The organism is uncultured Tenacibaculum sp. (assembly GCF_947498805.1).
GTDB lineage: Bacteria > Bacteroidota > Bacteroidia > Flavobacteriales > Flavobacteriaceae > Polaribacter.
The window spans coordinates 97,145-109,797 of record NZ_CANMLT010000005.1 but is presented as its reverse complement, the minus strand read 5'-3'; the positions used below and the strand labels follow the sequence as shown (position 1 = coordinate 109,797).

General features: G+C 29.8%; 12 protein-coding genes. 1 reads left to right on the top strand and 11 read right to left on the bottom strand.

The features are described 5' to 3' along the window. Window positions 1-107: 107 nt before the first annotated feature. The 11 genes from Q0873_RS11045 to Q0873_RS10995 all read right to left on the bottom strand — a co-directional run bounded on the left by Q0873_RS11045 (window position 108) and on the right by Q0873_RS10995 (window position 10,546). Window positions 108-2,933 (bottom strand): aminopeptidase, encoded by a 2,826-nt coding sequence (locus tag Q0873_RS11045; RefSeq protein WP_299107128.1) that lies wholly within the window; start codon window positions 2,931-2,933, stop codon window positions 108-110. A 52-nt stretch (window positions 2,934-2,985) separates the two neighbouring features. Continuing rightward, window positions 2,986-3,702, bottom strand: coding sequence for a TIGR00730 family Rossman fold protein (locus Q0873_RS11040; protein ID WP_299107126.1), 717 nt, complete (start codon window positions 3,700-3,702; stop codon window positions 2,986-2,988). Between the two features lie 93 nt (window positions 3,703-3,795). Further along, complete coding sequence (locus Q0873_RS11035; RefSeq protein ID WP_299107123.1) at window positions 3,796-5,085, bottom strand: HlyD family efflux transporter periplasmic adaptor subunit; 1,290 nt, start codon at window positions 5,083-5,085, stop codon at window positions 3,796-3,798. 69 nt (window positions 5,086-5,154) lie between these two features. Beyond that, window positions 5,155-5,328, bottom strand: a complete 174-nt coding sequence (locus Q0873_RS11030; protein WP_299107120.1) for a hypothetical protein — start codon at window positions 5,326-5,328, stop codon at window positions 5,155-5,157. A 61-nt stretch (window positions 5,329-5,389) separates the two neighbouring features. Beyond that, entirely contained in the window at window positions 5,390-5,575 is a 186-nt protein-coding gene (locus tag Q0873_RS11025; protein WP_299107118.1) for a hypothetical protein, read from the bottom strand. A 10-nt stretch (window positions 5,576-5,585) separates the two neighbouring features. Further along, window positions 5,586-5,780, bottom strand: a complete 195-nt coding sequence (locus Q0873_RS11020; protein WP_299107115.1) for a hypothetical protein — start codon at window positions 5,778-5,780, stop codon at window positions 5,586-5,588. A 12-nt stretch (window positions 5,781-5,792) separates the two neighbouring features. Further along, complete coding sequence (locus tag Q0873_RS11015; protein ID WP_299107112.1) at window positions 5,793-5,993, bottom strand: hypothetical protein; 201 nt, start codon at window positions 5,991-5,993, stop codon at window positions 5,793-5,795. A 127-nt stretch (window positions 5,994-6,120) separates the two neighbouring features. Beyond that, complete coding sequence (locus Q0873_RS11010; protein ID WP_299107110.1) at window positions 6,121-8,307, bottom strand: peptidase domain-containing ABC transporter; 2,187 nt, start codon at window positions 8,305-8,307, stop codon at window positions 6,121-6,123. Between the two features lie 91 nt (window positions 8,308-8,398). Further along, entirely contained in the window at window positions 8,399-8,557 is a 159-nt protein-coding gene (locus tag Q0873_RS11005) for a hypothetical protein (RefSeq protein ID WP_299107108.1), read from the bottom strand. 75 nt (window positions 8,558-8,632) lie between these two features. After that, window positions 8,633-8,824, bottom strand: coding sequence for a hypothetical protein (locus tag Q0873_RS11000; protein WP_299107105.1), 192 nt, complete (start codon window positions 8,822-8,824; stop codon window positions 8,633-8,635). 135 nt (window positions 8,825-8,959) lie between these two features. Then, window positions 8,960-10,546 (bottom strand): vitamin K epoxide reductase family protein, encoded by a 1,587-nt coding sequence (locus Q0873_RS10995; protein WP_299107103.1) that lies wholly within the window; start codon window positions 10,544-10,546, stop codon window positions 8,960-8,962. A gap of 253 nt (window positions 10,547-10,799) precedes the next feature. Between Q0873_RS10995 and Q0873_RS10990 the strand changes: the two genes are divergently transcribed. Further along, complete coding sequence (locus tag Q0873_RS10990) at window positions 10,800-12,653, top strand: histidine kinase (protein WP_299107101.1); 1,854 nt, start codon at window positions 10,800-10,802, stop codon at window positions 12,651-12,653.

Sequence of the window (12,653 nt, the reverse complement as noted above, 5' to 3'; positions counted from 1 at the left end):
TTTTGATACGCTTACAAAGATAGTTTTTTTAATTGATATTTAAAAATTTTAGTTATTATTGAGAATAATTCAAAAAAAAGCAAAAAAATAGATTTTTATTGAATGTTTTATAAAATTCCTCTTCGAATAAAATTATAAATCTGGTCTAGATTCGTTGTAATTATAAATTTAATCTTGGCTGGATATGCTTCTTTAGTGATATCAAAACCTTGATTTGTGTATATTGGGAAGTAAAATTCAAAGATATTTGGTACAAAATTTAGGCGAATTCCATTTTCATAAAAGAACTTTGCATTGTCACCTCTATTTTTTAATAAAGCAAAGTCATTATATACTTCTGCCCATTTCCATATACTCACACTTGTATTAACAGAAGCAATAAATTGATTGGCAAAGTATGGTTTGTCAAAATTAGATTTAAACCCACCATCTGCAACTACAAATTGTTGACTAAATATTCCAGAACTCTCAGATCTTCCAAATAAATTTTGTTCAAATAAATAATCTGTACCTCTGTTTAGACCAAAACTAAAATAGTCTCCCTCGGTATTGTTATGAGTAAAAACCCCACCAAAAAAACGAACATCAAAACTTCGTTGTAGATCAAAAAACTGACGATATCTAATATCTGTAGATAGTTTTGAAAAGTTAGTAGCAAACTCTGCGTTTACTGCATATTGTAATCTATGTATTACATTGGGTTTACTGTGAATGTATCTTAAATTAAATATTTTATAGTTATCTCTATCAGTTTTAGGTGTGTTTGGAGCAACTTCTTTATTTACATATACAAGTCTTCCTAATATAAATTGAGACCCAACATCTCTTAGAGTATTTCTTCTAAATTGTAGTGTAATAAACGGATAAAAGGTATTATAGCCTAGCTCTGGAGCATAATGAAAGTTACTACCGCTAATACCATATCTAATTTTGTAAATTTTCGATTTTTCAAAAAAGTGATTGTACGCGAAAAGATAGGACCCCGTAAAATTTTGACTTTTGGTACTATAGGTTGGTGTAATTCTAAATTCAAAATTACGTGTAATAATGGGTTGATTGTTAAAAGTAACTCCCATGATAAGGCCATCATATAAATTGTATTTAAAATCAGGGAAATAAAATATCTGATTGTAATAGGGATTTTCTACATCTTTGAAAAAACGCAATTGCAAGGGTTTGCTTATGATGCTATTGTTTACATTTCTGAAGTTATCAAGAAAGTTATGTTCAGGATATATTTGCTCATAGTTTAAGGCGAGCTTATTAAAACTTCCAAGCTTTATTTTTACTGTTTTGGTAGAATCGATACCTGGAATCCATGTTTTGGTAACAATATTTTTCTTTTGAATACCATATAAAGCAATAGGAGCTGTTACATTTCTTTTATTTTTTATAGTAACTAATAAAGAATCTCTGTTCTTTGAAAATCTTACTTTTTTAATTTTATAATCTATCTTTTTATCTGTTTTTACATAATCATTTATAAACCAATCTAAATTTTTAGAAGTGTTTTCTTGAAGAATATCTGTAAATAGATTACTGTACGTTGTTTTAAAGTTTTCTTGTTGATAAAACTGTTTTAATGTTTTTCTAAAAATACTGTCTCCTATAAAGCCTTGTAAATATTTAAACCCTAATCCAGCTTTGTATTTGCTTACTACTTTTCTATTAAAGTTAGATAAGGAGTCGGCTCTTGTATTTAAAGGTTGATCAAAAAACTTTCTTGCACTAAATTGATAAATAAAAGGGTATTTATCATTTTGTTTTAATTGAGCCAAATTATACGTCTTAATAGGCCAGTATTTTGAATATTTTCCTAAGATGGTAATATCTGGATAGTATTTTTTCATATACTCCATCATTAAAAAAGTTTCTAAACCATCTGCAAACCAATAATCTTTTCTCCTATTAAAATTTAACGCATCATCGATATATTTTTTCGTTAAAGCTTTAAAGAAACTTACTTCCCATCTAAAGGCTTTTGGAAAAGGTTTTAACCAACTAGGTAAACCATACAATTCTCTAAGTGAGTTTTTATTGACTGTTCTTGAGTCTATAAAAAATTCGGTGTGCGGATTTTTACCTAAATAGTTTTCAATAAATTTTAATTGTTGATCTATTATGGCGGTTATTTCTTTTTTGGACAGTTTTCCATTAAAAGCATCTGTTTTTATTTCTTTATTATGGGTTCGAAAGGAAAAGAATCTTGAAGGTGTATTTATGCTTAAAATAATATCTTTCTTTTCCGTTCCTATTAAATAATAACTATTAATTCCTTCTTTCTTAGTGTGGTATTGATATAGGTTGCTTTCTAATGAAAGATTTTCAGGAATGTCTATTTCAATTTTATAATTGGTTGGTTCTTGAAACAGATCATCCATGTTAAGGTTGCTCATAGTATTCCAATCTCCGTCATATACAGCTGGTGTCAAATACCAGAATCTTAAATGATAACCGTTTTTTGTTTTACCGTAACTCGTAAAATTGGCGTTTGGAATTTTTACAACATAAGAAGTACTAATTACAACACTGTCTTTTGGATATAGTTTTTTGTTTAGGAGAACTTCAAGAATATCGGGTTTGTTTTTAACTTCCTTAAAAGATGTTGGCTCGTAGTTAACGGTTAAATTGTTAATTTCCGAATAACCACGGTCTTCTTCTTTAGAAAAATAAAAGTTCATTCTATAGTCTTCCATAAAACGTTTCCCTAAAGGTGTATCGTTATTCTTAAAGCTATTTGCCCAATTGTGTAAGAAGATATTGGTTAAGGTATCTTTAGAATTATTGTAAAACACCGTTTTTTGAAGTATAAATAATCGTTGTTTATCTTCAAGGAGTTTTGCCTTGATTTCAATAGTATTTGTTTGTGCTGTTAAGGAAAAACAATACAGACAAAATATGAAAACTGTTATAAGAGATTTGTGTAACTTCAAAGTTTTAAATAAAAAAGCTCGTTAACATAACGAGCTTTAAATATAATAATTTTTAGAAGTTTGGCTTTAATTGATATTTAGCGTAGAATTTATTGAAATGTTCTACAGCTTCTTCAGCGGTATCAACTACTCTAAATAGGTTTAAATCTTTTTCGCTGATATTGCCTTCTTCTAGTAATGTATTCTTGATCCAGTCTAATAAACCACTCCAGAATTTTCGTCCAACTAAAACAATAGGGAATCTTCCTATTTTGTTTGTTTGAATTAAAGTGATTGCTTCAAAAAGTTCATCTAAGGTTCCAAAACCACCAGGCATTACAACAAAACCTTGAGAATACTTTACAAACATTACTTTACGAACAAAGAAGTAATCAAATTCTAAGTTTTTATCATGGTCAATCCAAGGGTTATCGTGTTGCTCAAAAGGAAGCTCGATGTTTAATCCTACTGAGGTTCCTTTTCCTCTGTGTGCACCTTTGTTACCCGCTTCCATAATACCAGGACCTCCTCCTGTAATTACTCCAAATCCGTTTTGAGTTAATTGAAAAGCTACTTCTTCAGCTAACTTATAATAAGGGTGATCTGTCTTTGTTCTTGCAGAACCAAAAATAGAAACACATGGTCCAATTTTACTTAATTTCTCATATCCTTCAACAAATTCAGACATGATTTTGAAAATAGCCCAACTGTCATTTGTTTTTATCTCATTCCAAGTTTTTGGGTGTAATTTTTCTTTTATTTTTCTGTCATCATTAGGACTCATACTCATATATCTTTTTAGTTAATTAACAATTTGAATTGCTAAAATTACTTTTTTAGCAAGCCTGCTAATTTAGTGTTTTTTAAGATATAGGAATGCATATTATTTAATAATATTTTTAAGTTGATAGAAAAAACGTTCTATCAATCGTAAGTCTTCGGTAACAATATCTGCCGTTCCTTGCATTTCTTGTCTAAATGCTATTTGTTTACCATAGGTAGTTTTTAAGTCCTGTGGTAAATCTACATTTATTAAATATTTTCCTTCTTCATCTGGAAGTAATGAAATAGATTGTACCTTTCCATTAATCTCACCAAATTCATCCGAGGGATAATTCAATAACTTTATTTGTACTTTTTGTCCTTTTTTGATTTTTCCAGAATTTGCCGCCGGAGCTTTTATTTTACCAATATATGAAGTGCTTTTTTCTGGAATAATGGTAAAAATTAACTTTCCTTGTTGTACCGTTTGGTTTTTATTCCAATACGATAAAAATGACACCTTACCATCAATGGAAGTGGTTAAACCGTATTGTCTTTGCCAATCTTTAATAGCATTTCTTAAATACAAAAATGATTGCACGGCCTTTTTTTGTAAACGTACATCGTTTTGTGTTTTTCGAATAGAGGTTCCTTCTAAATTTTTATTAGAATTGCTAATAAGTTCTCTCATCTGAGAAATAGAACTTTCTAAACTTTGGTAAGCTCTTTTAGCTTGTAAAGATTCAATTTCTTTTAATTCTTTTTCTTTGGCTGAAATAACTCCTTTTTCAAACATTTTACGACTTCTATTCAAGTCATTCTCTTTAAAAACAAGTTCTTTTTTATTGAGTTCTCTTTGAGATAATAAGATTTGTAGTCTTCCCTTAGCTTCGATTACTGACATTTGGTTGGCTAAGTTCTCCGACTTAAAGGGAGTTAGCTTTTTGTTTAATATATACTCAGAATAATCGTTTTCAAACTGAGAATAACTAGACGTGATATCTCCTAAAATCATCGGAGGCATTTTATCTATTGGAAATACAAATTCTTCGTTATGTGTAGGTATGGTATCTATAATGCTTTTTAAAAGCAATACATCCTTATAAGAAGCACTGTTTTCAATTACTGCTAATACATCACCTGCTTTTACTTGGCTGCCTTCACTGGTTAAAAACACATCAAATCTACCTCTAGCATTGGCATATAATTTTTCAGGAGGAGAAGAAGTGGTTACCATTACTTGTGAAGAAATAACATCTGGGTATCTAACAAACCAAGAAATGAACAATAACATTAGTATCAATAGAAGGAATAAGGTATTTCCCCAACGTATCATCCAATTAGGTACATGACTTAAGATTTCTTGTACTTCTTCACTACGAATTTCTATTTCCGAATTACTCTGTGGCATATATAATGTTTAAAAGATGCTCGTATCACTTATACGAGCATCAAAATTTAATTTTTCAAATAAAGTAAATTATAAACTAATCCAACGACACAAAAAATGTGTTTCTGGTAAGCATGCATTATGCATACAACAGTTACCAGGAGGACAGTCTGCTATTGTGTTACAATACCTTTTTCCTCCGTTTATAGCTTTTTGTTCTAGTTTACTTAAGTTTTTTCCTAAGTTTAAAATTGATTTTTTCATTTTATATGATTTAAAATTTAGTTACTATTTTTTTATTTATAAAAAATAGATGGATTTGGTTTTAACAAGGAGCAAAGTGTGGAGAGTTTGGTCCACAATAGCATCCATACCACTGACATCCTCTTTTTCGGTTACAACTAGAACTGTCTGTAATGTCAAAACAGTTATTAGTGAAAAAACCTCCATTGATGTTCTTTTGTTCCGTTTTATTTAAACTTTTACCTAAAGTTAAGATTGATTTTTTCATAATGTATATTTTATAAACAACATTGTCCGTTAACAATAGTACCTCTATTAGCACCTCCTAATCCATTAGGAATAGCACATGGATCACCTTCATCACAGTTAAAAGCGCAAAAGAAAAGAGAAGCACAACGACGCATACCTCCATTAACAGCTTTTTGTTCACTCTTATTTAATGTTGTTCCTAAGTTTAAAATTGATTTTTTCATCTTATAATTTTTTTAAATTCCAAAACAATCTACACTTACTAAAACTCTCATTTTGCAATCACGAGGAAGTGCATGGTATTCTGCACATGTACCACATTGCATTGTGTTAATTCCATAACAAATAGGACTAGAAGGACAATTCATTCCTCCGTTAATAGTTTTTTGATCAGCTTTGTTTAAAGCTATTCCTAAATTTAAAATTGATTTTTTCATCACTTTAAGATTTAATTAATTTGATTAAATCCTTGAACTATTTAGAGACACTCAAGGATTGTGTCTATTCTTCGCGAAAAATATTTTGATCATTAAGCGTTTATAGGCTTATATGACTTTGTATGTTTTATTTACCTAGGTCTAATTGGTTTTTAACTAGATGGTAATAACTTCCTTTTAGTTTGATTAACTCTTCATGAGTTCCTTTTTCTATGATTTTTCCTTTGTCTAACACCACAATTTGATGTGCATTTTTTACAGTACTTAATCTATGGGCAATAACCACTGCTGTTTTGTTAGCAAAAAAGGTATTTAGTTTCCCCATAATTACCTTTTCATTGTTGGCATCTAATGCACTAGTAGCTTCATCAAAAAATAAAAACTTCGGATTTTTATACACAGATCTAGCAATTAACAAACGTTGTTTTTGTCCTGTACTAAGTCCGTTTCCTTCACTTCCTATTTTGGTATTGTATCCTAAAGGAAGACTTTCTATATAATCTGAGATATTAGCTACATCTATCGCATGTGCTAATTTTTCTTTATCTACATAATCTTCACCTACCGCAATGTTTTTAGCAATAGAATCATTAAAAATGTATCCTTCTTGCATTACCACTCCACAGTTTCTTCTCCATTCTTTTTGTGAGATATTTCTTAGATTAAAATTATTAACCATAATATCTCCTTTGTCTACCTGATAAAACCCTAATAAGAGTTTCATAAGGGTTGATTTTCCACTACCACTTACTCCTACAATAGCAGTAGTTTTATTTGCAGGTATTTCTAAGGATAAATCCTTTAACACAGGTTCTAATCCTCCTGTATATCTAAAGGATATGTTACTTAGTTTGATAGCAGCATCTTCTGGAATTTGAGTTACTTTCTCATCCTCTGGTTTTTCTTCATCTTCCATATTGTGGATTTCTCCTAATCTATCTACCGATATCTGTGCATCTTGTACATCTCTCATAAAACTAATAAGCTGGGTAATAGGACCGTTTAATTGTCCTACGATATAACTAATGGCCATCATCATACCTAAGGTGATGTTTCCATCAATAACCAGTTTGGCAGAGAGTATGGTAATGAACATGTTTTTTAGCTCATTGATAAAGTTAGAACCTACACTTTGTGTTTGTTCTAAGGCTAAACTCTTGGTAGCAACTTTAAACAATCGGGCTTGTACATATTCCCAATTCCAACGCATACGTCTTTCTGCATTATGTAGCTTTATTTCTTGCATTCCATTGATAAGCTCAATTACTTTACTTTGTTCTTGACTTACTTGAGAGAAACGTTTGTAATCGAGTTCTTTTCTCTTTTTAAAGAAGAACAAAACCCATCCGAAATACAGTACACTTCCTAATACAAATACTCCAAAGATTTGTAAACTATAATATCCAAGTACTAAACTGAATATAATTAGGTTAAAAAAGGAAAAAAGTACCGTTAGTGAAGACGTTGTTAAGATTCTTTCAATACGTTTATGATCATTGATTCTTTGTAATAAATCTCCTGTCATTCTCACATCAAAATAAGAAATAGGTAATTTCATTAACTTGATGAAAAAATCGGATATTAAAGAAATATTGATTCTTGTACTAAGATGTAATAAAATCCAACTTCTTATAATCTCTAAAGATGCTTTTCCTATAAACAAAAACAGTTGCGCAAATAGAATAAGGTATACAAAGTTTAGGTCTTGATTTTCAATACCTACATCTACCACACTTTGGGTTAAAAAGGGTAGGATTAATTGTAATAAACTCCCTGCTAATAACCCTACGATTAACTGTGTAACAAATTTTTTGTACTTAAATAAATACTTGAAAATAAATCCAAATCCAAACTTCTCATCCTCTTCAAATTCCTCACTATAAAACCTAGGAGTAGGTTCTATAAGTAAAGCAATTCCTTCCTCTGTATTTTCATCGGCATTATTACCAATCCAATGCTGAATAAACTCTTCTTTCGTAAAGGTTATTAATCCATGTGCTGGGTCAGAAATGTATACGGTATCTTTTTTTATTTTATAGAGTACCACATAATGATTCTTATTCCAATGGATAATACAAGGAAAAGGCGCTTCTTTTAATTTATTAAACGCTAGTTTTATTCCTAAAGATTTAAAACCAATTGATTCAACTGCTTCACTTAACCCTAATAAACTACTACCTTCTCGTGTAGTTTCACTTAGTTTACGTAGTTGTTGAGTGTTGATAGTCTTACCATAATGCTTGGCAATAATCTTAATACAAGTAGGTCCACAATCTTTGGCCTCTGTTTGCTTATAATTTGGAAATTTTTTCAAAGAAGAAAGGTTTAAAGAAAAAGGAGAATATTTTCAATTCTCCTTTTATAAGTTTAATAGCTTTTCTATGAAGAAGTGCTATCCTAAATTTTTATTGAAGTATGAAACGACAATAAAATTCAGCACATTGTCTTCCAAAGTCTTCACATTCGCCATCACGGTTAGCGTCACATTGCTTACGCCCACCATTAACTTGTTTTTGTTGTACTTTGTTTAATACTGTTCCTAAATTTAAGATTGATTTTTTCATAATTTTTGATTTGAAAAATATCTCTTTGAGATACTTAAAGTTGTTTTTTTAATTGAATTGTGTATTTACAGATTTTTAGCCAAATAAGCTACCGTCACATAAAAGGCCTCCAGTGTTTGGAGCTCCAAATACTTGACAAAAACGAGCAGTATTGCAACATCCTGTACCACAATCTTCATGTGATTCACAGTATTTACGACCTCCATTAACTTGTTTTTGTTGAGCTTTATTTAAAACCTGTCCTAAGTTTAGAATTGATTTTTTCATAATAAAAAATAGTTAAAGTTATACATGAGGTGAACATTTAAAGACACTCACCATTTATGTCTATTCTTCGCGAGATATATTATTAGTTGTAGCAACTTTCCCAGAAACGAGTTTCTCTAAATAGCAATTAGGATACTATACGGTTGTCAATTCCTGAGCATTTTCTTCTAAATCTTCAATAAACAAGATTAAATCTGTTCTGTTATATTCTTTAGGGAATGATCTTCCATTCACTAAGATTTCTGGTGTGAAATTAATAGCATTGTTAGTACACCACTCTTTTTCTCTTTCCAGTTCTGCTATATATACTTCTTGTTGAGTACATGTTCCATAAGTTTCTAACCACTTTGCTGGTTTTTCACCTCCATAAATAGCATCCATTGCCTTTAAACAAGCTTCACTTCCTTGCGTATGGTATATTTCTATAAGTCTACTAGTTATCTTTACGGCATCACCATCTTTATTTTCAGTATTTATGTTAAATCTTATCTTGATCCTTACATTATTAGCATAACGATGTAAAATCTCATCAATATGCTCATGCACTGGTTTACAATGACCACAAAAAGGATTGGTAACAATGGTAAGCTCTAAAGCTGAGTTAGGATTTCCAAATACAATCTCCTGACTGTTTTCTATCTGTGTATATAACTGTGGGGATTTGTGTAATAAACTATTTAATAATGTAAAGTTTCTCTTGAATTTTACACTTTCTATTTTATCTTTTCTTAATTCAGTTACTTCAGCTACTAGTGGTTTGATAAAATACCAAGTCAACCAAGTTAAAGAAGCAACAATACCAAAAGCAACAAAACTTGTAGGAACAAATGTTGTTATATAGGTATTGGTTATTAAAGGTACAGCTGCTTGTAACCATAAAACCCCTACAATACTCAAACACAACATACACCATTTCTTTACTATGGCATATTGATAATATATAGAATATAAAGTAACCGGAATGGCTAGTAAGCTAATCGTATAAGAAATAGCTGGATTTGCAATCTGAGCTAAGGTTAATAAAGTAAGCCCAGAGAAATACAACACACTTAAATCACTCAGTTTATATCCTTTTATAATTTCTGCTCCTTTTGAAGTTAATACTGCATCACAATCTTTCTTATCATCAGCTCCCGAACAAAAGGCATTTCCTATAGATGTTTTTAAACCTAATTCTTGTTTTACAATGGCAACACTGGTAATAATTCCAACAACAGACAATACTAAGTATGCCAAGGTATATAGATTAGTAGTGTTTTGATATAATGTAAATCCTGTTAAACCAATTAACAATCCAATAGCTAAAAACTTAGCAAAGTTCGATTTTTTCTCTGGTTGTAAACTTTCTTCAGTTTTTTCAACCGCTACAATAATACCTGTAAATTTTTCTATGAATTCTTGTTCGGTATGCTTTTGTTTTTTGTTTTCAGAGTTATAAACAAAATAATCTTGCTTTTTTCTATCAACAATCACCAAATCCTTTCCTTTTTCGGTATTGATTTGTGCTAAGAAGCAGTCTGGTAATTGTACTAGAGTTTCTTTATTGGCTGGAACATCAGCAGCAACATTTTCTATATTAAAATGATCTAACACACCAGTAATGGCATGTAAACTAGGATAAGATGGGTGACTTTGAATTTGAAAAGCCAATTCATCTTTATCAAAAGAGATCTGATTGCTCTTTAATAATCTTTGAACAAGATTTTTTAATGAGTATTCCATAAAATTAGTAGTAGGTTATCAATTGTATGGACGAATATAGGAGTAGAAAATGTTTCTTTTAAGACCAATTCATATCTGTGAACTATAAATTCAAAATTGACGAGACTTAATGATTATTTGTTTTATGGATAGGTTTTTATATGTTTTACTTGTTTAAGTATAAACGGAAATAGATATTAAAATCTTCAAGATTTAAATAAATGAATGATATACAAAGAAAATAACTAGTTTTGTTAAATTATTTTCAATTCATATGAAAAGATTACTACTACTATCGCTACTATCTTGTCTTTTTACAGTTATTGGGTGCAAAAAAAATGTTGATACTTCAGAAGAATTTAGGTTGCCTCATTTTTTTGAAACTAAACTTAATTTAGAAACAGACTCCTTAGCATATTATTTAGAAGAGCTACAAAGTATTCCAAAAGGGAAGTTGTCTGATTCATTAAAAAGAGAATATTCTTACATGTCTTCTCGAATTAATTATAGATTGGGAAATTTTGATAGCGTTCTCGATACATTAACGTATGTGGTTTCTTTTACTAAAGAAAAAATAAAGTCAGATAGGGAACTTTTATATTTTAGAGCATTAAGGGATGTTTATTTTTTAAGTAAAAATGATTACCTCAATGCGGAGAAAATAAATGAAAAATTACTTTCATTACTTGATGATGAGGATTATGCATATAAAGCACATGTATATGATTTTAAAAACCAATTAAAAGTAGCTTTAGAAAAAAACAGAGAGGCTTTAGAAGCTGGTATTATAGCAGCAAATATGTTTTTGAAAGCAGGCGATACTGCAAATTATGCAACTTCATACATTGCTAATGCAGTCATGTATAGTAGTTTGGGGAATCAAGAGAAAGCATATGACATGCTGTCTAATTTTAAGTATGAAAACCACCTAGAAACAGTTGGTAAAAATCAGTTACATGCGTCTTTAGGGTATTATTACAATACTAATAAATTGTATAAAAAAGCCATCGTTTCGTTTAATAAAGCATTGTCTTACACGAAAGTTTTACCAGAAAAAAATTTAATAAAATCTAGGCTCATTAATAACTATATAAATTTGTCAGACTCGCATATTGGATTGAAAAAGTATGATGTAGCGCAAAAATATATAGATTCTATATTTAGTTTAGGCTTGGATAATGTTGAATATGATAATCAGCGAGCAGCTTTAAAAAATAGTTTGGTAACTTCTTATCTTAGAAAAGAAAATTTGACTAAGGTAGTTGGGCGCTTGGATTCTATATTTAAATACCAAGATAAAAACTATGTAGAAAGAATTGAAAGTGAGTTGAAAGCTTCCAAAGTTGCATTTGAGAAAGAAATTGCCCTGGAAAAGGAAAAGAGGGATATAGAAACAGAGAATTTTATTTATGAAAGAAATCAATATATTTTAGTCGTTCTTTTATTGGTAGCTTTGGTGATTGGAGTGTTGGTATTGAATTTTTATAGGCAACGAAGATTTAAAATAGAACAAGATAACTTTTTATTGCATCAAAGATTGTTACGATCTCAAATGAATCCACATTTTACATTTAATAGTTTGAGTTTGATTAAAAACAATATAGAAGAAGATAAAGAACAATCCATTAAATACATTCAAAAATTTTCAAAATTACTTAGAGGAGTTTTTGAGAACTCTACTAAAAATTATGTCCCTATTGAGGATGAGTTGGAATCGTTACAAAACTATATAGAATTACAGCAATTTAGATTTGAAGGGAAGTTTAACTATACCATAGAAAACAATATTGAAGATGAAGATGAAGATGAAGATGAAGTTTTAATACCACCTATGCTATTACAACCATTTGTTGAGAATGCTATCATTCATGGATTTGGTAAAAATGGGAGAGAAGGAAATTTAAATATTCGTCTTAATTTAAAAGAAAAATATATTAATTGTGTGATTGATGATGATGGAATAGGTATTGATGAGAATGGTTTGAATAGAAAATCTTCTGTAAAATTAATTGATGAGTTTTTAAAGAAAATGACCGGAAAAGGAATAGTTATTGTTAATAAAAAAGAATTGAAAAAAGGAGAAACCGGAACAAGAGTTGAGTTAAAAATTCCATATAAATTATTTTAA